This window comes from Arthrobacter sp. 05T423 (assembly GCF_056396245.1).
Genome location: NZ_JBFTLC010000005.1, coordinates 195,626 through 217,004 on the forward strand (window position 1 = coordinate 195,626; position 21,379 = coordinate 217,004).

20 protein-coding genes are annotated in these 21,379 nt (G+C 66.4%); 13 read left to right on the top strand and 7 right to left on the bottom strand.

The features are described 5' to 3' along the window. Nucleotides 1–34: 34 nt before the first annotated feature. The 4 genes from AC1DFE_RS06610 to AC1DFE_RS06625 all read left to right on the top strand — a co-directional run bounded on the left by AC1DFE_RS06610 (nt 35) and on the right by AC1DFE_RS06625 (nt 4,444). Entirely contained in the window at nt 35–946 is a 912-nt protein-coding gene (locus AC1DFE_RS06610; RefSeq protein WP_476905101.1) for a sugar phosphate isomerase/epimerase family protein, read from the top strand. Between the two features lie 18 nt (nt 947–964). Next, the gene (locus tag AC1DFE_RS06615; RefSeq protein ID WP_476905102.1) at nt 965–1,978 is read left to right on the top strand and encodes a Gfo/Idh/MocA family protein; all 1,014 of its coding nucleotides are present in this window, start codon (nt 965–967) and stop codon (nt 1,976–1,978) included. 118 nt (nt 1,979–2,096) lie between these two features. Beyond that, on the top strand, nt 2,097–2,972 hold the full coding sequence (locus AC1DFE_RS06620) for a sugar phosphate isomerase/epimerase family protein (protein ID WP_476905103.1): 876 nt from the start codon (nt 2,097–2,099) through the stop codon (nt 2,970–2,972). Further along, nucleotides 2,969–4,444, top strand: a complete 1,476-nt coding sequence (locus tag AC1DFE_RS06625; protein ID WP_476905104.1) for a sugar porter family MFS transporter — start codon at nt 2,969–2,971, stop codon at nt 4,442–4,444. The genes AC1DFE_RS06620 and AC1DFE_RS06625 overlap by 4 nt, the downstream gene beginning before the upstream one ends. Before the next feature lie 215 nt (nt 4,445–4,659). Here the strand turns inward: AC1DFE_RS06625 and AC1DFE_RS06630 are convergent, their stop codons facing one another. Further along, nucleotides 4,660–5,109: a MarR family winged helix-turn-helix transcriptional regulator gene (locus tag AC1DFE_RS06630; RefSeq protein WP_476905105.1), complete on the bottom strand. Its 450-nt coding sequence runs from the start codon at nt 5,107–5,109 to the stop codon at nt 4,660–4,662. A gap of 172 nt (nt 5,110–5,281) precedes the next feature. On the opposite strand from AC1DFE_RS06630, the gene AC1DFE_RS06635 reads away from it, so the two are divergent. Further along, nucleotides 5,282–6,562, top strand: coding sequence for an MFS transporter (locus AC1DFE_RS06635; RefSeq protein ID WP_476905106.1), 1,281 nt, complete (start codon nt 5,282–5,284; stop codon nt 6,560–6,562). Nucleotides 6,563–6,615: 53 nt separating this feature from the next. Here AC1DFE_RS06635 and iolB read toward each other — a convergent pair whose 3' ends face one another. The 3 genes from iolB to AC1DFE_RS06650 form a co-directional block, all read right to left on the bottom strand. Next, a complete protein-coding gene (iolB, locus tag AC1DFE_RS06640; RefSeq protein ID WP_476905107.1) occupies nt 6,616–7,518 on the bottom strand; it encodes a 5-deoxy-glucuronate isomerase in 903 nt (300 codons plus the stop codon). Nucleotides 7,519–7,637: 119 nt separating this feature from the next. Next, on the bottom strand, nt 7,638–8,378 hold the full coding sequence (locus tag AC1DFE_RS06645) for a GntR family transcriptional regulator (protein ID WP_476905108.1): 741 nt from the start codon (nt 8,376–8,378) through the stop codon (nt 7,638–7,640). Between the two features lie 179 nt (nt 8,379–8,557). Next, entirely contained in the window at nt 8,558–9,586 is a 1,029-nt protein-coding gene (locus AC1DFE_RS06650; RefSeq protein ID WP_476905109.1) for a gamma-glutamyl-gamma-aminobutyrate hydrolase family protein, read from the bottom strand. A gap of 41 nt (nt 9,587–9,627) precedes the next feature. Here AC1DFE_RS06650 and AC1DFE_RS06655 point away from each other — a divergent pair, with 41 nt between their 5' ends. From AC1DFE_RS06655 to AC1DFE_RS06675, 5 genes are all read left to right on the top strand, one after another. Next, nucleotides 9,628–10,095, top strand: coding sequence for an SRPBCC family protein (locus AC1DFE_RS06655; protein ID WP_476905110.1), 468 nt, complete (start codon nt 9,628–9,630; stop codon nt 10,093–10,095). Between the two features lie 82 nt (nt 10,096–10,177). Next, nucleotides 10,178–10,885, top strand: a complete 708-nt coding sequence (locus AC1DFE_RS06660; protein WP_476905111.1) for a FadR/GntR family transcriptional regulator — start codon at nt 10,178–10,180, stop codon at nt 10,883–10,885. 232 nt (nt 10,886–11,117) lie between these two features. Further along, nucleotides 11,118–12,482: an MFS transporter gene (locus AC1DFE_RS06665; RefSeq protein ID WP_476905112.1), complete on the top strand. Its 1,365-nt coding sequence runs from the start codon at nt 11,118–11,120 to the stop codon at nt 12,480–12,482. Between the two features lie 36 nt (nt 12,483–12,518). Further along, the gene (locus tag AC1DFE_RS06670; protein WP_476905113.1) at nt 12,519–13,295 is read left to right on the top strand and encodes an SDR family NAD(P)-dependent oxidoreductase; all 777 of its coding nucleotides are present in this window, start codon (nt 12,519–12,521) and stop codon (nt 13,293–13,295) included. Nucleotides 13,296–13,429: 134 nt separating this feature from the next. After that, entirely contained in the window at nt 13,430–14,563 is a 1,134-nt protein-coding gene (locus AC1DFE_RS06675) for an LOG family protein (RefSeq protein ID WP_476905114.1), read from the top strand. A 21-nt stretch (nt 14,564–14,584) separates the two neighbouring features. Here AC1DFE_RS06675 and AC1DFE_RS06680 read toward each other — a convergent pair whose 3' ends face one another. Both AC1DFE_RS06680 and AC1DFE_RS06685 read right to left on the bottom strand, forming a co-directional pair. After that, entirely contained in the window at nt 14,585–15,607 is a 1,023-nt protein-coding gene (locus tag AC1DFE_RS06680) for a matrixin family metalloprotease (RefSeq protein ID WP_476905115.1), read from the bottom strand. 284 nt (nt 15,608–15,891) lie between these two features. After that, nucleotides 15,892–17,079 carry a VIT1/CCC1 transporter family protein gene (locus tag AC1DFE_RS06685; protein WP_476905116.1) on the bottom strand — a complete coding sequence of 396 codons (1,188 nt, stop codon included), beginning with the start codon at nt 17,077–17,079 and terminating at the stop codon, nt 15,892–15,894. 247 nt (nt 17,080–17,326) lie between these two features. On the opposite strand from AC1DFE_RS06685, the gene AC1DFE_RS06690 reads away from it, so the two are divergent. Next, nucleotides 17,327–17,563 (top strand): hypothetical protein, encoded by a 237-nt coding sequence (locus tag AC1DFE_RS06690; protein WP_476905117.1) that lies wholly within the window; start codon nt 17,327–17,329, stop codon nt 17,561–17,563. A gap of 141 nt (nt 17,564–17,704) precedes the next feature. Here AC1DFE_RS06690 and AC1DFE_RS06695 read toward each other — a convergent pair whose 3' ends face one another. Further along, complete coding sequence (locus tag AC1DFE_RS06695; RefSeq protein WP_476905118.1) at nt 17,705–19,228, bottom strand: sodium:solute symporter family protein; 1,524 nt, start codon at nt 19,226–19,228, stop codon at nt 17,705–17,707. Nucleotides 19,229–19,519: 291 nt separating this feature from the next. Between AC1DFE_RS06695 and AC1DFE_RS06700 the strand changes: the two genes are divergently transcribed. Both AC1DFE_RS06700 and speB read left to right on the top strand, forming a co-directional pair. Further along, a complete protein-coding gene (locus AC1DFE_RS06700) occupies nt 19,520–20,095 on the top strand; it encodes a helix-turn-helix domain-containing protein (protein WP_331569138.1) in 576 nt (191 codons plus the stop codon). 164 nt (nt 20,096–20,259) lie between these two features. After that, complete coding sequence (gene speB, locus AC1DFE_RS06705; protein ID WP_476905119.1) at nt 20,260–21,378, top strand: agmatinase; 1,119 nt, start codon at nt 20,260–20,262, stop codon at nt 21,376–21,378. Nucleotide 21,379 lies beyond the last annotated feature (1 nt).

A 21,379-nucleotide genomic window follows, 5' to 3' on the forward strand; every position in this document is an offset into this window, starting at 1 on the left:
GCCTAAAGCCAGCAGCAGACACAAGGATTGAGCAATGACAGAGAACAAGCTGATCATCGGCACCGCGCCCGACTCCTGGGGCGTGTGGTTTGCGGATGACCCCAAGCAGACCCCGTGGGAGCGCTTCCTGGACGAGGTGGCCGAATCCGGCTACAAGTGGATTGAACTGGGCCCCTACGGCTACCTGCCCAACGACCCCACCCGCCTCGCCGAGGAGCTCAAGCAGCGCGACCTGAAGGTCTGCGCCGGCACGGTCTTCACCGCGTTCCACCGCGGCCTGGACCAGTGGGAGCAGGCCTGGGAGCCGGCCCGCAAGGTCGCCGAACTGACAGCAGCCATGGGCGGCGAGCACATCGTGGTCATCCCCGCGATGTGGCGTGACGATGTCACCGGCGAGGCCGTGGAGAGCGGCACGCTCAGCGACAAGGCCTGGAGCGACCTGTTCGCCGGCCACAACCGGCTCGGAAAGACGCTGCTCGAGGACTTCGGCCTCAAGCAGCAGTTCCACTCCCACGCCGACTCGCACGTTGGAGCCCAGGAGGACATCGAAACGCTGCTGCGCGCGACGGACCCGCAGTACCTCAACCTGTGCCTGGACACCGGCCACGCTGAATACTGTGGCGCCTCGAGCCTGGAGCTCATTAAAAACTACCCGGACCGCATCGGCTACCTGCACCTGAAGCAGATCAACCCGGACATCCTCAGACAAGTCAACGAGGAAAACATGACCTGGGCAGCGGCAAACCTGGCCGGAGTCATGACCGAACCGCCCAACGGCCTGCCGGACCTGCGTGCGGTCATCGAGGCCGTCGAGGCCCTGGACCGGCCCATCTTCGGCATCGTGGAACAGGACATGTACCCGGTGGCCTTCGACGTTCCAATGCCCATCGCCAAGCGCACGCGCAACTACCTGCTGTCCTGCGGCTCCCGCACCGCCGTCAACTAGCACCCTAAGGAAGATCCAATGACTGAAACCCTTCGCGTCGCCGTTATCGGCGCCGGCCGCATGGGCGCGGACCACATCCAGCGCCTCAGCAAGCGTATCCACGGCGCTGAAGTTGCCGCCGTCGTCGACGTTGACCTCGCCCGTGCACAGGCCGCCGTCGCGGGCATCCCCGGAGCCGTTGCCTTGGCCGACGCCGAGGAGGCGCTGAACAACGGCGACGTCAATGCCGTCCTCATCGCCACGCCCGGCTTCCTGCACGAGGAGATCCTGCTCAAGGCGATCGCCAAGGACATTCCCATCCTGTGCGAGAAGCCGCTGACGCCGGATGCCGAGTCGTCATGGAAGATCGTCGAGGCCGAGGAGAAGCTGGGCCGCAAGCGGATCCAGGTGGGCTTCATGCGCCGGTTCGACGCCGAATACGCCGCCCTCGGCTCGGTCATCCGGGATGGCGAGCTCGGCGAACTGCTGATGTTGCACCACCAGCACCGCAACCCGAGCACCCCGGCGGGCTTCACCAACGAGATGCTCATCAATGACTCCGTGGTCCACGAGTTCGACGCCATCCGCTTCTTCACCGGCGAAGAGATCACCTCCGTCCAGGTCCGCCTCGGTAAGGCCACCAAGAACGCACCGGCCGGCCAGCACGATCCCCAGCACGTCCTGATCGAAACCGAGTCCGGCGTCCTGGCCGACGTCGAAATCTATGTGAACGCCAAGTTCGGCTACGAAGTGGCCACCCAGGCCTCCTTCGAGGACGGCATTGTGAGCATCGGCGCCGACGGCGGCCCGTACCTCCGCAGCAACGGCCGCTGGGGCGGCAAGATCACGCCCGGCTTCGAGGAGCGCTTCGGCGCCGCGTACGACGTCGAAATCCAGGCCTGGGTCGACGCCGCGCTCCGCGGCGAAATTGGCGGACCCAGCGCCTGGGACGGCTACGCCACGGCCGCCTGCTGCGAGGCCGGCGTGGAAGCCCAGAAGAACGGCGAGAAGGTTGCCGTGAAGCTGAACGCCAAGCCTGCCCTCTACAGCTAGGCCCACACTGCACCTGGAGTTTTTGTCCAGATAATGCGCCTTCGAGGCCCTCAAGGTTGCATTATCTGGACAAAAACTCCGTTCGTTGCCCGACTCTTTCCACAATGGAGTGTTCTTCGTGAAAATCGCCCTCGATCCCACCCCCTTCCACCACAGCCACAGCCTGCTGGAGTTCCCCAAGGTGGTGGCCGACCTCGGCTACAAGTACATGCAGATGACGCCGCACCCGGATTTCATCCCCTTCTACAACCACCCCAAGGCCGACGACGAACTGGTGGGCCAGCTGAAGAAGGCCTGTGCCGACGCCGGGATCGAACTCGCGTCAATCCTGCCTGTGCTGCGCTGGTCCGGTCCGGACGAGGACGCCCGTGAGGCAGCAGTGCGCTACTGGAAGCGCGCCATCCAGATCGCCGTGGACCTGGGCGTGAGCACCATGAACACCGAGTTCAGCGGCCGGCCGGAGCTCGCCGAGGAATCCGAGCGCGCGTTCTACCGGTCCATGGAGGAACTGCTCCCCATCATCGAGCGAGAAGGCATTGACCTGCTCATCGACCCGCACCCGGACGACTTCGTGGAGGAAGGCCTGGCCGCGATCCGCGTCATCCGCGGCCTGAACTCCAAGAACGTCGGAATGGTCTACGTGGCCTCCCACAGCTTCCACATGAAGAATTCGCCGCTGGACATCATGCGCGCGGCGGGGGACAGGCTCCGCCTGGTCCACGTCGCCGACACCATGGACCACCACGCCTCGCACGGACTGCGCTACATCACCAACCCGCCGGGCAACGCCGTCCGGGTGCACCAGCACCTGAAGATCGGCGACGGCGACGTGAACTGGGACGAGTTCTTTGGCGGGCTGAAGGAAATCGGGTTCCTGGACCGAGACGACACCGTGATGGTGTCAAGCGTCTTCGCCGAAGACGACAACGCCGAGGAGGTTTCCCGCTTCCAGCTGGACACCATGAAGCAGTACGTGCAGAAGGTCAGCGTATGACAGCCGCGCCTTCGGGCAAGGCCGACTTAAAGCACCAGCGGGCGCTCCGCACAGTCACCATCATTTCCACGTTCGGTGGCCTGCTCTTTGGCTACGACACCGGCGTCATCAACGGCGCCCTGCCCTACATGCAGGCAGATCTGGGCCTGACCCCGCTGGCGGAAGGCATGGTGACGTCGTCGCTGCTGTTCGGTGCCGCCTTCGGTGCGCTCTTTGGCGGGCGGCTGGCGGACCGGAACGGCCGCCGAAAGATGATCATGGTCCTGGCCGTCGTCTTCCTGATCGGCACGCTCTCCTGCACCCTGGCCCCCAGCACCGAATTCATGGTGGCGGCCCGGTTCATCCTGGGCCTGGCTGTGGGCGGCGCGTCCGTGACGGTGCCGGTGTACCTCGCGGAGGTGTCGCCGTCGGCCCGGCGCGGCCGGATCGTGACGCAGAACGAGCTCATGATCGTCACCGGCCAGTTGCTCGCCTTCATCTTCAATGCCTACCTCGGCAACACCTTTGGCGAGGCCGGGGGCATCTGGCGCTGGATGCTGGTGATTGCCACGCTCCCGGCCATTGCCCTGTGGATCGGCATGAACTTCATGCCCGAAAGCCCGCGATGGCTCGCCTCGATGGGCAGCTTCGGCGAGGCGCTCGGCGTGCTCCAGCGCATCCGGTCCAAGGCCGAGGCGGCGGCGGAGTTCGAGGAAGTCAAGGCCATGGCCGTGGAGGACTACAAGTCCAAAATGGGCTCCTGGAAGGACCTTCAGGTTCCCTGGCTGCGGCGGGTCTTCTTTGTGGGCATCGGCCTTGCCGTGATCCAGCAGATCACCGGCGTGAACTCCATCATGTACTACGGCACGCAGATCCTGGCGGATGCCGGCTTCGGCCGGGAGGCTGCCCTCAGCGCCAACATCGCCAACGGTGTCATCTCTGTGCTGGCCACCTTCGCGGGAATCTGGCTCCTCGGCAAGGTGGGGCGCCGCCGGATGCTCATCACCGGCCAGATCGGAACCACCTCGGCGCTGCTGTTGATCGGCCTGTTCTCGCTGATCCTGCCCGAAGGCACCGGCCGCGGCTACGTGATCCTGGCGCTGACCGTCACCTTCCTCGCCTTCCAGCAGGGAGCCATATCACCGGTCACCTGGCTCATGCTCTCGGAGATCTTCCCGCTGAAGCTGCGCGGCCTGGGCATGGGTGCATCCGCCTTCGTGCTCTGGATCGTCAACTTCCTGATCGGCTTCGGCTTTCCCCAGCTGCTCGCCGCGGTGGGCATCTCGAGCACATTCTTCGTGTTCGCCGTCCTCGGTGTCGGAGCCATCCTTTTCGCTGCGAGGTACATTCCCGAGACCAAGGACAAAAGCCTTGAGGATCTGGAACACTTCTTCAAGCAGCAGGCCGGCGAGCCCGCGGCAGACGAGCCCGCGGCAGACGAGCCTGCCGTCGGAGCAGGCACCCCCGTCGAGGCGGGAACTCGGGTGCACTAAGCCCGTCCCACTCCGGAGTTTTTGTCCAGATAATGCCCTCTCGAAGGCCTCGAGGGGGCATTATCTGGACAAAAACTCCTAATGAAGGGTGGTCGGCAACACCTAAAGAGGCGACGGTCGACGGCGGCCAGCGCGCCGCCGGGGGCAGGTACCCCGCGCGCTAATTCCGACACCCCCCGGCGTTGCCCGTGTCGTTGCGTCTCTATGCGCCCGAGCTACACGCCGGCGTGGAGGCGGGGGAGGGCGTCCACCAGGGGTGCCAGCTCCGGCACCTGCTGCGCTTCGGCGAGGGTCCGCTCCAGCGTGGCGTCATGGACCGGCCGCGCTTCTGCCAGCAGCTTGCTTCCGCTGCCGGTGAGCTCGGTATAGATGCCGCGGCGGTCGTCCGCGCACAGGATGCGGGTCAGCAGGCCGCGGTCCTCCAGTCGGTTCACCAGGCGCGTGGTCGCGCTGGCGCTGAGAGCGGTGGCCCGCGCCAGCTGCTGCATGCGCATGTGCCACCCGTCCTGCCGGCTAAGAGCATCCAGCACGGTGTATTCGACGACGGAAAGCTGCGCCTGCCCCTGGAGCGACCGTTCCAGCTCCGCCTCGATCAGCCCGTGCAGGGCCGCCAAGGTGCGCCACCCCTGCGCACGCACCTCGACGGCGTCGTCCTTGATGCCCATGCTCTCCTCCTTCGGTTCGCCGGCCGTCCCAAACACGGGCGCCGGACAAGATAGTTGCTTGCGCGCTATATTTGCTTATGCAACAATTGCTTACATAGTAATAAATAGCGCGTCTGCAAGTATTACCTTACGCCGCGCTCCCCTTTCAGTACAGTTCCGAAGGAGCACATCCATGCCTGTTGGCCTGATAGCACTAGCCCTCGGCGGGTTCGGCATCGGACTCACCGAATTCGTCATCATGGGGCTGCTCCCCGAAGTGGCCGCGGACTTCCAGGTGAGCGAAGCCTCCGCCGGTTGGTTCATCTCCGGCTATGCCCTTGCCGTCGTGGCGGGGGCGCTGGGACTCACCGCGGCAGTGTCCCGGTTCCCACGCAAGCCCGTGCTGGCCCTGCTGCTGGTGCTTTTCATCGCCGGCAATCTGCTGTCTGCCATCGCCCCCGACTACTGGGCGATGATGGCGGGGCGGGTGGTTGCCGCCCTCGCACACGGGGCTTTCTTCGGCATCGGGGCGGTGGCGGCAGCAGGCATGGTCGCCCCGACCAAGAAGGCCGCCGCCATCGCCATCATGTTCACCGGCCTCACAGCCGCTAACGTCCTGGGGGTTCCGCTCGGCACCCTGCTGGGCCAGGCCGCAGGATGGCGTTCCACCTTCTGGGCCATCACGGGCATCGGCGTGCTGGCGCTGGCCGGCATCCTGGCACTGGTGCCCAAGGCCGGGAGCGGCGAGGCCGTCCCGGGCGGCCTGCGCAGCGAATTGCGCGCCTTCCGCTCCGGCCAGGTGTGGCTCTCCATCCTGGTGACCATCCTCGGCTACGGCGGCATGTTCGGTGCCTTCACCTACATCGCCTTCACTCTGACGGAGGTTTCCGGATTCGCCGCCTCCACCGTGCCATGGCTGCTGATTGTCTTCGGCGTGGGCCTGTTTATCGGCAACACCATTGGCGGCAGGGCGGCCGACCGCGACGTCGACCGCACCCTGCTGTCGGTGCTCTCGGTCCTCGTTGTGGTGCTGGTGGTTTTCGCCCTGAGCGCCGACAACCAGGTGCTCACCATCGCCTCGCTGCTGCTTCTGGGCGGCTTCGGCTTCGCGACGGTCCCCGGCCTGCAGATGCGCGTCATGAAGTACGCGGCGAAGGCGCCCACACTGGCTTCCGGAGCCAATATCGGAGCCTTCAACGTGGGCAACGCGCTCGGCGCCTGGCTCGGTGGTGTGACCATCACTGCCGGCCTGGGCTACACCTCTCCCATCTGGGCGGGGGCCGGGATCACCGTTCTGGGCCTTTTGGTGATGGCCGGCGCTGCCGCCGGGGCAAGGGCAAGCAAACGCCGGGCCATCGCTGCAGAGGCAACTGTCAGGCCCCAAACTGTTGAGTCCCAAACAAGCGGGGAGACGGAGGCGGCCGGTTCAATCCAGGCTGAACCGGCCGGCGTCGGACCCGTTTCCGTCCGTTAGCCCCGCGCCAGCCCGATGGCGTGCGCGTGCAGAACAGGCCGGCAGTGCGCCTGCTACGCCCCGAACGGCAGCCGGGGGTCCAGGTTCTGGCTGTCCCAGGTCTGGCGGACCCAGCCGTGGTGCGGGTCATCGCTGATGAGCCAGTCGCGCACGCGGCCGGGTCCGGCCATGACGTTGAGGTAATACATGTCGTAGCCGGGTGCGGCCATGGCCGGGCCGTGCCAGCCGTAGGGGACCAGCACCACATCGCCGGTGCGGACTTCGGCTGCAACATCGATGGGGCGGTGGTCGGAGGCGTAGACCCGCTGGTAGCCGATGGCGTCAGCATTCTCGCCCGGGCCGGTGGCTCCGGGGATGTCAGCCACCCGCGTCTCGAAATAGTAGATCTCCTCGAGCCGGGTCTCGCCGTCCTTCTCCTCGTCATGCTTGTGGGGAGGGTAGGAGGACCAGTTGCCGGCGGGCGTGAGAACCTCGCACACGATGAAGCGGTCGGCTTCCAGCGCGGCCGGGGTGCCGAAGTTGTGGACCTGGCGCGAGCAGTTCCCGGCTCCGCGCAGCTCCACCGGCGTCTCTGCCGCGGTGATCAGGCGGGTGGGATACTGGACCTTGGCGGGCGCCGTCGCAATGGCAACCCGCCCGCCGTCGGACGACGTGACCGTGACCGCCTTGTCCGTTCCGGAGTACAGCACGTCGGTGGGGCCGCTGAAGACGCTGCGCCGCCCGGCAAGGGGATAGTCCAGCCCGTCAACGGTCGCCGTGAAGGCTCCGCTCAGGGGGATGACGATCCTTTCCTCCTGCGCAGGGGGAAGCTCGACGGCGGCACCCGGGGCCAGCGTGGCCACCTTCAGCCCCGTGTGTTCCCAGCCTTCCACGGCTATTTTCGAGTCGGACGTTCCCAGCGAAACGTCCCAGCAGCCTTCGGCTGCACTGCCCAAGGGGTATACCCAGTCGGCCATAAGTTCGTGTCCCTTTCGATGTACGGTGGTCGGTGCGGCGCAGCCCGGCCCGGCGCAGGGGGAGGCGGACGCCCCTCCTACGCTGGCTCTTACTCCGGAAGCTCTGGCGCTGACCTGCCCTAGCGCTGAACCAGTGTCATTTCGAAGCTGTAGGAGTCTGCGCGGTAGACGTGGTGTCCTGTCTCCACGTTCCGCCCCGTGTCATCGACGGCGGTGCGTTCCATGGTGACCAGCGCGGAACCGGACTCGGTCTCAAGGAGCGGAGCCTGGTAGTCGTTGGCCACCATGGCGCCGATGCGCTGCGTGGCTAGCCGGAAGTTCACGCCACCGCTGCGCAGGATGCTGTAGAGGCCCTGCGTCTTCAGCAGGTCCTCGTCGATGTGCGTGATGTCGTCGCGCACCCAGTTCTCCATCAGGGCCAGCGGCTTGCCGCCCACCTTCCGGAGCCTGGTGAAGTGGTAGACCTTCGCACCGGCAGCGAGGTGCAGTGCTTCCCGGGTGGCGGCGTCGGCCTCGACGTGCGCAAAGGTGAGCACCTCGGTGGTGGGCTTGCTGCCGTTGTTGGTCAGGTCGTCATACAGGCTGGACAGCTCAAGGGGGCGGCGAACCTGGCTCGACACCACCTGTGTGCCGACGCCTCGCTTGCGGACGAGCAGCCCGGAGCGGACCAATTCGTCCATGGCCTTGCGCATGGTGGGGCGCGAGAGGTTCAGCTGGGCGGCGAGGTCAATCTCGTTCTCCAGCCGGCTGCCGGGTTCCAGCAGGCCGGTATGGATGGCAGCTTCAATGCCCTGGACGACCTGGTGGTACAGCGGCACCGGCGACGAGCGGTCGATGCTGAGGTGTAGTCGGTTCGCCATTGAGTGCTCCCTTTGTGCTGCGGGTTCCTGCGTCCAGGAAACCCGTATGTCAGTCCATGTCCGTTTGATAGGACATACTCTGTTTTTTGATCATAGCAGGGAGCCGCGGCCAGTCAAGGAACGCGGCAGCCACGGAATCCGGCCGTCAGGGAGCGCAGGCCGTCAGGGAGCGCAGGCAGTCAGGGAGTGCGGCAAGCCTCCACGAACACCCGGAACGGGGCAAGCCGCTGCTCCTCTGGCAATTCGAGGGCCTCTGGATGCCACTGCACCGACGCGACCCACCGCTCGGGATCCTCCAGCGCCTCTACTGTTCCATCGTCCGCCACTGCGGTCACCAGCAGCCCCGGCGCCACGCGGTCGACGGCCTGATGGTGCCCGGACGCGATCTTAACCTCGACGGCGGCTGTATCACCCGTGGCTGCATCACCCCCGGCTGCAGAACTTGTCCCGCCGCCTTCCGGATTATCGACGCCGGCATACATCTTCGCCACCTTGGATCCCGGGGTGATCGTCACCTCGTGCCAGACCCAGGGCCTGCTGGCCGCTGCCGGGATCTGGCGGTGCGGCACGGTACCCGGCGTCATGTCCTGGACCAGCGTCCCGCCGTACAGCACATTGAGCAGCTGGTGCCCGCGGCAGATTCCCAGCACCGGCGTGCCGGCGTCGAGCGCCCGCCGCGCCACGGCGAAGTCCAGCCGGTCCTGCTCCGTGTTGACGTCGTAGAGGGCCGGCCCCGGCTCCTCGCCGTAGATGTGCGGGTCAACGTCTCCGCCGCCGGGAAGTACGACGCCGTCAAGCGCCTCGGGCGCGTCGGGCGCCTTAACGCCGTCGGGTGCTCCGCCGTCGGGCGTTCCGCTGGTGGGCGCGCCCGGCGCCGCAACGCGGCCGGAAGGCCCGCCATCGGCCGTCAGGCTGTGGGCCGCGCCGCTCCCGGCCACGGCACCCTGGACCGACTCAGGGGTGAGCAGCACCGGCTCCCCGCCGACGTCGCGGATGAGGCTGACGATGCAGCCGAAGAGGGTGTTGGCCTTCGCCACCCGCGGGTCCGGATCTGCCGAGCTGCTCAGCCGAACGGGGATGCCGATCCGCGGCCGGCGCACTTCGCCCGGCGCCGCACTCCGGGCCGCGTCCTGGTTCTGGACTGGTTCTGTGCTCTGCTCTGCGTCTGTGTTCTGCACTGTTCCTGAATTCCGCGTTGAATTCTGCATCCTCAAATTCTGCCCCAAAAGTGAGCGGTTAGGCTGGCGGGATGAAAAACCGCTATCTGGTGTCCCGGGAGCGCTTCGTTGCGGCCCCGCCGGACCGGATCTTCGAAGTCCTGGCCACTCCGGCGCTGCACAGCGTGATCGACGGTTCAGGCACCGTTAAGGGTGCACAGCCGCGCGGCCCGCGGCGGCTCGGTCCGGGCGCCAGGTTCGGCATGGAGATGACCGTCAAGGTCGATTACCGCATCCTCAACACCGTCATCGAGTTCGAGGAGGGCCGCCGGATCGGCTGGCACCACTTCTACGGACATGTGTGGCGTTATCTCCTGGAACCGGCCACGGACAGCAGCGGCGTGACCGGAACACTGGTGACCGAACAGTGGGATGCACGGCAGGTCCGCGGCAAGTTCCTGCTCCGGCTTGCCGGCTATCTGGACCGCCATCCGGCGAATATCGACAGGACGCTCACCCGGCTGGATTCGTACGTTACGGGCGCGCAGGCCGCAGGCTGACGCGCTTTGGGCGCGTTTTACCGGGTCTGCCCCGGTGTGGGTAGTGTTGGGAGCATTAGGCAAGGCGAAAGTAGGGCAGTCGATGGGGCGCAGAACACTTGTTGACGACCTCGTCGACGGTTTGCTGGACGACATACTCGACGGCAGGCTGAAGCCGCACGACGCACTGCCGCCGGAAGCCGACATCGCCAGGGCCCACGACGTCAGCCGGCTGACCGCCCGCGAAGCGCTGAAGGCACTCCGGGCGCAGAACATCCTGTACGTCAAAGCCGGCCGCGGCACGTTTGTGAATCCTGCAGACAACTGGACCGGCCTCGACGCCATCATCAAGGCTGCGTCGCACGGCAACGCGGACGACCAGGTTTCCCGCGGCCTCATCGAGGTTCGGCGCATGGTGGAAACCGGCGCCGCAGCGCTCGCCGCCCGCCGCCACACTCCAGAGCACGCCGAGGAGATGCAGGCCTCTATCGCGGAGATGAAGCGCCATCACCAGGCCGGTGACCTTGACGGGTTCGTGGCGGCGGACATCGCCTTCCACGACACCGTGTTGAAGGCCTCCGGCAACCCGTTTGTCCGTGCCCTGCTGGCCCAGCTGGGCCAGTCCCTCTACCGTGCCCGCCGCGAGACCTCGGCCATCGAGGAGATCCAGCGCCACGCCATCGCCTTCCATCAGCGCGTGCTGGACAGCATCCTCACCGGCGACTCCGAGCTGGCCCGCAAGGCCATGGACGAGCACATGGACCAGACCTTCGAGGACTACGAGCGCTACGTTCACGGCCAGCCCTCCTAGCCTCCCCGGTCTACCACTTCCGCCTTTTGCTGGGCCGGTTTTTGCTGGGGCCACCTATTTCATCTTGACGTAACGCTCGTCACCCTCCTATGCTTTTGGTCATGCTCCTCCGTCAGATGTCTGACATCAGATAAACCAGATATTTGCCCCCAAGCGGACAGAGCCCCACAAAGACAAACTCCGATTCCCGCCCGCGAAGCCGCCGGTCCGGGAACCGACAGACAGAAGGTCGATGATGACTTCATTAACCACAAAGTCCTCCGGACTCGGCGAGCTTGGAGACCGCACGCTCCGCAAAGTCCGCCGCCGCGTCATGCCGCTGATCGTTCTCCTCTACTTCGTCGCGTACCTTGACCGCAACAACGTAGGGTTCGCCAAACTGACCATGAGCGAGGACATCGGCCTGACGGCCGCTGCCTACGGCCTTGGCGCAGGTATCTTCTTCCTGGGTTACGCCCTCCTGGAAGTGCCCAGCAACGCCGGCATGTACAAGTTCGGCGCCCGAAAATGGCTGGCACGCATCCTCATCACCTGGGGCCTCTTCGCCACAGCGATGGCCCTGGTGAACGGCGAAAGCACTTACTTCATCGTCCGGTTCCTGCTCGGAGCCGCCGAAGCCGGATTCTTCCCTGCCATCCTCTTCTACCTGACGCTGTGGTTCCCCGCCGCGCAGCGCGTCACCGTCCTGGGCATCTTCATCCTCGCCCAGCCCGTCTCCAACGCCCTCGGCGCACCCGTCTCGGGCCTCTTGCTCCAGATGGACGGCGTCCTCGGCCTGCAAGGCTGGCAGTGGCTGTACATTGTCGAAGGCATTCCCGCAATCCTGCTCGGCCTGCTGACCCCCATCCTCATGACGGACCGCCCGCGGGATGCAAAGTGGCTCAACGCCGACGAACGCGAATGGCTGGCCACCACCATGGACGCCGAACTCGCAGCCAAGTCCAAGGGCGGCAATCACAACTTCCTGGCCGGCCTCAAGGACAAGCGCACCCTCGTCTACTCGTCGTTGTATTTTGGCCTCGTCTGCGGCATCTATGGCCTGGGCCTGTGGCTCCCCACCATCGTCGCCGCCCTGGGCAAGTTCTCCACCGCCGAGGTCGGATTCATTGTCCTGGTTCCCTACGCCATCGCCGCGGTCTTCGTCTACTTCTGGAGCAGGCGCGCCGACAGGACCGGAAAGCGCGCCTGGCACACGGCCGTCAGCATGGTCCTGGCCGGCGTGGGGCTCCTGGCCGCCGGCTACCTCCTCCCGGTCAACCCTGTCCTGGCGCTCACCGCCCTGACCGTCTCGGCCATGGGCATCTACGGAGCCATTGCCCCGTTCCTGTCCATGCCGTCCGCCGCCCTTACCGGCGCAGCAGCGGCGTCCGGCCTTGCGATGGTCAACTCGCTGGGCAACCTCGGCGGCTTCGTGGCCCCGTACGCCGTCGGCCTGCTGAAGGACGCCACCGGCAACAACCAGAGCGGCCTGCTGTTCCTCTCCTTCTGCCTGTGCGTCACTGCTGTGGCCACCTACCTCTATGCCCGCAGGCGCCCCGAAGGCGATGCGGCGCTGGAACCAGCAGTCAAGGCCAGCCCAGACGTTCCGAACCGCTAAAGACCCGTCCGAGAACCACACGAAGGAATACCAGCAATGAGCTCAACCACCCCCTTCCCCGCAGAACGCACCGTTGTACTGACCGGCGCGGCGTCCGCCCGCGGCATCGGCCGCGCAGCGGCTGACCGCATGGCCGGCGAAGGCTGGTCCATCGCGATCCTGGACATCAACGCCGAGGACGCGAAGGCCGCCGCAGCGGAGATCGGAGCCAACCGTGCCGTGAAGGCGATCGGCGTTGGCGCCGACGTCTCCGACCAAGCATCCGTGGACCGGGCGATCACCGAAGTCGAGGGATCGTTGCCGCCGATCGTGGCGCTCGCCAACCTGGCCGGCATCAGCTCCCCGACCCCCTTCATGGAAACCACCGTTGCCGAGTGGGACAAGGTCTTCGCCATCAACATGCGCGGCACGTTCGTTGTGTCCCAGCGGGTGCTCAAGGGCATGATCGAGCGCAAGGTGGGCCGCATCGTGAGCATCTCCTCCATCTCCGCCCAGCGCGGCGGCGGCACCTACTCCAAGGTGGCCTACAGCGCCTCCAAGGCCGGCATCATCGGCTTCACCCGGGCCCTGGCCCGCGAGGTGGGAGAGTTCGGTGTGACCGTAAACGCGATTGCCCCGGGCCCGATCGACACCGACATCATGGGTGGCACGCTGACCGAGGAGCGCAAGGCCCAGATGTCCGAGGGCATCATGATGGGCCGCGTGGGCACCCGCGAGGAAGTGGCTGCGCTGATCTCCTTCCTGCTCGGTGCTGACTCGGGCTACATCACCGCCGCCACCTACGACATCAACGGCGGCCTCCAGGTCTCCTGAGCCCGGTTGTTGCCACGTTCCTTTCAACCGGGTAGCAGTTGTGGGCCTTCCCATCGCTGGCAACGCACAGCTGCTACCCGGGTGGCTCCGTTCGCTCCGGCTGCGTGGCAGGACACCGCACTAGGCTGGGCATCATGAACCCCTCCGGCAGCCTGAACCCCAGCCCGCGGACCCTTGAAGTGGACAGCGTCGCCAGGTTCGACCGGCTGGTGGGCGCCGGGGCCAGGGCGATGCACGGCTGGCACGCGCAGTCCCTTGACCTCCGGGGACGGGGCACTGCCCTGGCTGCCCTGGACGCGGAGGGTGCGATTTTCCTGGGCTGCACGTTCGACCCGGGCGTGGAGGCTTTACTCCGCAGCCGGGGCGCCCTGATCTTTCCGCGGCTCACCGGCGTTCCATTTAACCCGTACAGGGCCGGGCTCTACACCCCGCAAGAGCTGTACTCGGGCATCGTCGATGAGCCGTATGAGAAAACCCCCGACGCCCTGGTCTACCAATGGAGCATCCGCCCCGGCCAGCGCAACCGCCTCGATTCCACCCTCGCCGCATCCCTGCACGACCACGCCGTCGGTGATGCCCTGGAGGAATTCGTCCGCAGCCTCAACAGCGGGGGCCGTTCCATTGTCGGCGTCATGGGAGGCCATGCCCTGCAGCGGGGGACCGGCGGCTTCGCCGCCGCTGCCGCTCTGGGCCGGCTCCTGGCCCGCAAGGGTCACCTGGTGGCTACCGGCGGCGGACCCGGGGCGATGGAGGCCGCCAACCTGGGTGCCTACCTCAGCACGGCCAGCGACGATGATTTCCAGGACGTGCTCCGTGAACTGGCGGCCGTCCCTGGCTTCCGCCCCTCGGTGTCTGCCTGGGCACGCGCTGCGGCAGCCGCCGTCGGACGCTTTCCGGGCGGGACCCCATCCCTGGGCATTCCCACCTGGTTCTACGGCCACGAACCGCCCAACTATTTCGCCACCCACATCGCCAAGTACTTTGCCAACGCCGTCCGCGAGGCCATTCTGCTTGAGGTCTGCAACGGGGGGATCGTGTTCCTGCCCGGTGCAGCGGGTACCGTGCAGGAGATCTTCCAGGACGCCTGCGAGAACTACTACGGCGCACCGGAAACCATGACGCCTATGGTGCTGGTGGGCCGCGAACACTGGGAGCGGCGGTTTCCGGCCTGGCCCATGCTGCAAAGCCTCGCTGCCGGCCGGGCGATGGAGCAGCGGATCTTCCTGGTGGACACGGTGGACGAGGCGCTCGCCGTCCTCAGCGGATGAACCCCCGGGCGGCAATCCTGCCTACAGGTCCTTGCGGCAGGGGGCCTTGCCCAGCTGATACAGGCCGTTCAGGTCGCCGGCGGCCAGGCCGTCGGGGGCACCGATCTCCGGGTACATGAGCTGCACGGGGTCGTTTACGTGCTCCAAACCCATCACGTGGCCCAGTTCATGCAGGATGACGGCGGTGGCGTAGGCGGTGCCGTCCGGGCGTTCCAGTTCCGCGGCCATCTGCGGCGCATCCAGCTCCAGGCTCCCCGTGACAAAACTCTTGGGCCCGTTCCCGTAGCTGTAGTGCGTGCTGCCGCCGGTCCCGATGACCTTGCCGCTGAGCTTGGGCACCGCGTCCGGCGTGGTCCAGCTGATGAGGAGCGGCGCCCATCGCTCGCCGTAGGTGCCGGGCTGGTAGGGGGCGCGCTGGTCCGAGGGCTGCTCATCGGTGGCGCCGTCGTTGACAAACTGGATGCCGGTGGCTTTGGAGATGGCCCGGATTGCCAGCGGAACCACGCCCGCAGCCCCCTCCGGCGCCAGACCGGCATTCACCACATAATGCAGCGGACGGCACGGCGAGTAGCCCACGGGGGAGCCGTCGCTGTTCACGGCCAGGAACCTGTACGAGTCGCTGGGCTCCGGAGGCGGCTGCGGCGAGCCCAGGGGAGTGGCCGCTTCCTCGAAGCCCGGCGGAGGTGCGCCGACGGCGCGGCCTGAGTCCGCGGACGTGCCGGCCCCACCGTCCGGCGCGCTCTGATTTTGCCCGGCAGGGTCCTGCCCGCTCTGATCTTGCCCGGCAGGGTCCTGCCCGGACTCATCCGGCCGGGCCTCATCCTGCCGCGACTCGGCCTGCTCCCCGGAACCAAGGCGGAAGTTCAGCACACCCGCGAAACGGGGGTCCCCGTACGCCATGGCCGCCGCGAGGAACGCCGCACAACCGAGGGCGGCGAGCACAATGAGGCGGCGGATAAACCTGGCCGCTGCGGTGGCCGGACCCGAGTGGCGCGGCTGGTGCCGGTGCCGGGGTTGACTGGACCCGGGGTCTTGACCCTCCACTGCGCCCCTTTCACGGCATTCCCCTGCCGCGTCGCCTCCATCAGGGGATCAGGCGCCGGCAAACAATCACAAAGCAAAAGAAGCGCCAGGAAAACTAGGCACGCATCAAACAAGCAACAGGCAAAACAAAGCACTCATCAAGCAAGCACTAGGCAAACAGGCTCACTGTACAGCTCCGCCCGCCCCGCCATGAAACCTGCCGGGGAGTCAGGCAACCACGGCACCGGCAGCCACGGCCCCAGCAGCCACAGCGCCGGACGCCAAACCCATCAGGCGATCACAGCTCAGGCGATGACCGCGCCGAACGCCATGCCCAGGAGGTAGGTGACACCGGCCGCCCCCAGCCCGATGGCGAGCTGCCGAAGGCCCCGGGTCAGCGGCGAGGTGCCGGACAGCAGGCCAACGGTGCCGCCGGTGGCCAGCAGGGCGATACCCACCAGGACCGCCGCCGCGATGAGGGCGCCCATTCCGGTCATGCCGAAAAGGAAAGGAATGACGGGCACGATTGCGCCAGAGGCAAAGAAACAGAAACTCGAGAGCGCGGCGCCCCAGGCCGTGCCCACAGCTTCGTGCTCGTCCTCGGTCTCGGGCAGCTCGGGATGGAGCGAGAGGCTTGGATCGCAGTCGCACGTGAAGAGGCCCATGCGCTCGGCCACGCGGTGTTCTGCTGCCTCCCGGGACATGCCGCGGGCCAGGTAGACCAGCAGGAGTTCGTTGTGTTCGATGTCCAGTTGGGGTGCCGCCACGAGTGTCACCTGGGTGGGGCGGGTCGCAGCCAGCAGCTCACGCTGGGAACGGACGGACACGAATTCGCCGGCGCCCATGGAGAACGCGCCGGCCAGGAGCCCGGAGATGCCGCTGAGCAGGACCACGCCGGTGCCAACGCCCGTGGCGGCCATGCCCATGACCAGTGAGAGGTTGCTGACCAGGCCGTCGTTGGCTCCGAAGACGGCGGCGCGGAACGTGCCGGCCAACCGGTTGCGGCCGCGCGTTGCCAGGCCGCGGACCACTTCCTCGTGGATCTGTTCGTCGGCCGCCATTGCGGGAGTGGCCGACGGTTCCTTGGTGTACGGGGAGCGGCCCTCGGCCCGCTGCGCCAAGGCGAGCACAAATACGGACCCAAAGTGCCGGGCGAGAAAGCCCAGGAGGCGGCTGCGGAAGGAGGCGTGCCGCGGTTTGCCCGCGTGCTCGCCCAGCAGCTTCAGCCAGTGCGCCTCGTGGCGGCCTTCGGCTTCGGCGAGGGCCAGGAGGATGGCGCGTTCTTCGCCGGTTCGGTTCTGGGCGAGGTCACGGTAGACGGCAGCCTCGGCCCGTTCGTCGGCGAGATACTGGCGCCAGCGCTTGATGTCCGCGCCGGTGGGCTCCGGAAGGGATGTGGGCTCCGGACGGTGTGCAGCACCGTTGCCTGAGGCGGGCGACGCGGGATGCGGTTTGCCGGTGGCATGCGGGTCAGATTTTGCGTGCTGAGACACGGGAACTCCTGGGCTCGATGGGACATGGTGCGGCCCCATTGCACCGCCCAGCTTACCCCGCAATTCCGCGGATTTTCGGCCGGTAAACCTCAGCCGGAAGTTTAGGGAGACCTCAATAACTGCGCCCGCGGAGGGACCGCGGCCGGCCTGCGAGCCCGCCCTTGACCGCCTGCACCGGCGGTGATCTGATGAAAATGTGCCCCGCCGACGGCGGGTACGGAAGTCCAACCACACGGAGGTCTGCCTGATGAACACCAACGGATCGCACCCCGAGCCGGACACCCGCAACACCATCGAGTCTGATCCCGCCTACGACTTCGCCGAGGACGCGACGGTGGACGAGGACTGGGACGCGGAAGACGAATTCCTCGATTCCGAGGAGAGGGTTGTTCCCGCCAACTCCGAGGCAGTGGACGACGATGAACGGGTTGTTCCGCTGGACGCGGACGACGAGTTCCGCGAAGGGGAAGGCTACGAAGCCTAAACGTCCGTTTCATCCCTGAACCTTTCCCTCCTGCTTCGGCCCAACTCCTTAAACCACGACGGCGGTGCCTCCTCGTGCTGGAAGGCACCGCCGTCGTCGTGCGTTGTTGCTAAAGCTGCCGGCAGCAGCTCACAGGGAAGCTCACCGGGCAGCCGCCGAAACCGGCACTTCCTCGGTTTCCCTGCCGGCCACCCGGCGGTACCAGCGATCCATGACCGCGGGGTCCGTGGGCCTGGTCAGCAGCGACACAGCGACGTAGACCACGGCAGAGGAAAGCAGGCCGTAATAGATCGGCTCGTTGGCAAAGACGCCGTCCAGCGGTGCCTTGGCATTGATCTCCAGGACGATCATGGTCCCGAGCGTTACCACGGAGCCGACCCCCATGGACGCCGCGGCAGCGATGCCTGTGCCGCGCTTCCAGACGAGTCCGCCAAGAATGGCCACGAGGAGGCCGCCCACCAGGATGTCGTAGGCGATGGTGAGGGCCGCGACGACGTCCTTGGTGATGATGGCGATCAGGATGGCCACGATACCCAGCCCGAGGACCCACATGCGGTTGGCCTTGACGTCGTGCTCGGGGTTGTCGGAGTCGTCCGTGTTGACGGTCTTGCCGAACCAGCCGGCGACGAACGGCAGCACGTCCGCACGCGCCACGGTGGCGGCAGCGATCAGCGCGCCCGAAGCGGTGGACATCATGGCGGCGACGGCGGCGGCGAGGACCAGGCCGCCGATGCCGACGGGCAGCAGGTTCTGGGCCACCTCGGCGTAGACCACGTCCTTGCCTGCAGTGGCGACGTCGATGGCCGGCAGCGCCACGCGTGCGGCGAGGCCGATCATGGCTCCTGCTGCGCCATACATAATGCAATAGACGCCGGCAGTGGCGCCTCCCCACCGCGCAACCGTGGGCGTCTTGGCGGTGAACACACGCTGCCAGATGTCCTGGCCGATCAGCAGGCCCAGGGTGTAGACGACGAAGTAGGTGATGATCGTCTGCACGCCGATGCCGTCGATCTGGAAGAAGCTGGCGTCCACCCGGCTGCGGATGCCGTCCATGCCCCCGGCTGCGTTGAGCGTGAAGGGCAGCATAAGGACGAAGATGCCCACGGTCTTGATGACGAACTGGACCTGGTCGGCGAGGGTGATTGACCACATGCCGCCGATGGTCGAGTACACCAGCACGATGGCGCCGCCGATCGCGATGGCCAGCGCACGGTCCCAGCCGAACAGGACCACAAAGATGGTGGCGTACGCGCTCGTGGAGGTGGCGCACAGCATCAGGGTGTACGCGAGCATGATGATGCCGGATGTCCGGGTGGCCTGGCTGCCGTAGCGCAGCGATAGCATCTGGGACACGGTGTAGATCTTCAGCTTCTGGATGGTTCCGGCGAAAAGCAGGCTCAGCAGCAGGACGCCGGCTCCAATGGCCACCACGAGCCACATGCCCGAGATGCCGAACTTGTAGCCCAGGCCGACGCCGCCGACGGTGGAAGCGCCGCCGAGAACCACGGCTGCCATGGTTCCGGTGTAGAGGAACGGCCCCAGGCGACGGCCGGCCACTAGGAAGTCGCTGTTGTTCTTGGTGCGGGACTTGCCCCACCAGCCGAAGGCCAGCATGGCGGCCAGGTAGACCACCACGATTGCGATATTAACGAAACTTGCGTCCATGACTTGGGGATCCTTGGAGCTTTGGCAGCTTGCGGGCCGCCCCGAGGAACGGGCTGACCGGATGGCGCTGCACTGAACGGAAATCGGGGGAACGCGGGGTTCCTTGCTGGACGTCTCCTCGTGGGAGTTGTGCTACAAGCAACACTTGTTGCATGAAAGCGTAGGCTGTGATTCGAGTAACAGTCAAGACGCAAAGGTCTGTGACGCGGTTCGTCCCGCGTCACAGAAGGGGCGGCCCGATAATATGACTCAAATGATGGGGCCGGGCGGCCGGCCGTGAAAGGTTCGTAGATGAAGGCACTACCAGTTGAGCCGAGCAATGTTCCGGTTGCCATCGGTTCAAGAATCCGTGCCGCGCGCCAGTCCCAGCGGCTCACCATCGAGCAGGTGGCCGACGCGACCGGGTTGACCAAAGGCTTCCTCAGCCGCGTGGAGCGGGATCTGACCTCCCCGTCCGTGGCCTCGCTTGTGACGCTGTGCCAGGTTCTGTCGATCTCCATTGGCGACCTCTTTGCCGCCCCGGAAACCCACCTGACCAAGCGGGACTCCGGTCCCCGCATATCCCTCGGCGGGGAGGGGATCGTCGAGCGGCTGCTGACCGCCCGGTCCGAACGGCGCGTGCAGATCATCCAGGCCGTCATCGATCCGCGGGGCCGCGGCGAATCGGAACTTTACGCCGTCGACTGCGACGTCGATGTCCTCCACGTGATTAAGGGGACCATCAAGCTCATCCTCACTAACGAGGAGTATGAGCTGACCACCGGCGATACCGTCACCTTCCCCGGACGGGAACCGCACACCTGGGTCAATCCGACCGATGAGCCTGTCGAGGTTCTCTGGGTACTGGTGCCAGCCGCCAGCCGGTAGCACTCCTCTTGGTGAATGCCCGGGGCCGCCACTTCCGGCGGCCGGGCTTTCTGTGCCCACCTCTGCTTTTTGTAAACAACCGGTGCACACGGGACAACTTCGAGTGTATGATGACTGTCACAACCCACGCCCGGACAATCCATCCTCGAAGGAGAGGCGTTCCTTTGGAAGAGCTGCGCATCGAAGCCAATGGCAACCTTGGCCCCATCGATTCATCCCGTATTCCCCGCTACGCCGGGGCGGCAACTTATGCCCGCCTGCCGCGCCTGGACCAGGTGGCCAAGTCGGACGTCACCGTGGTGGGCGTGCCCTTTGACTCCGGCGTTTCATATCGTCCGGGTGCCCGCTTCGGGGCAAACCACGTCCGCGAGGCCAGCCGGCTGCTCCGTCCCTACAACCCGGCCTGGGACGTCAGCCCGTTCGAGAATTGCCAGGTGGCCGACGCCGGCGACATGGCGGTAAACCCGTTCAACATCAACGAGGCCATCGAGACCATCCAGCAGAACGCCCTTGACCTGACTGCTGCCGGGAGCAAGCTGCTCACTCTGGGCGGTGACCACACCATCGCGCTGCCGCTCCTGCGCGCCGCCGCTGAGCGCGCCGGCGGCCCCATCGCCATGCTGCACTTCGATGCCCACCTGGACACCTGGGACACCTACTTCGGCGCGGAGTACACTCACGGCACGCCGTTCCGCCGGGCCGTGGAGGAAGGCATCCTGGACACGGAGGCCATCAGCCACATCGGCACCCGCGGCCCGTTGTATGGCAAGAAGGATCTCGACGACGACCACCGCTTCGGGTTCGGCATCGTCACCTCCGCTGACGTTTACTACCAGGGCGTCCTCGAGACAGTGGCCAAGGTCCGCGACCGGATCGGAAACCGTCCCCTGTACATCTCCGTGGACATCGACGTTTTGGATCCCGCCCACGCGCCCGGAACCGGCACGCCGGAAGCCGGCGGCATCACCAGCCGCGAACTGCTGGAGATCATCCGCGGCTTCCGCGGTATGAACCTCGTCGGCGCCGACGTCGTTGAAGTGGCCCCGGCCTACGACCACGCCGAGATCACCGGCGTGGCCGCCAGCCACGTGGCCTACGAGCTCGTCACCCTCATGGCGGACAACACCGTCGCCGGGGACCGCTTCGGCGCCGAGAACGGCTACGCCGCCCAGTCGCTGGGCCGGGAAGCCCGCCGTCCGGCAGGGTTCGCGGCAGCCTTGCCCGCGCCCGAATCGGCTGACAATGGCGCTGTCCGTGCCGTCGTGGGGGAGTACTCCAAGTGAC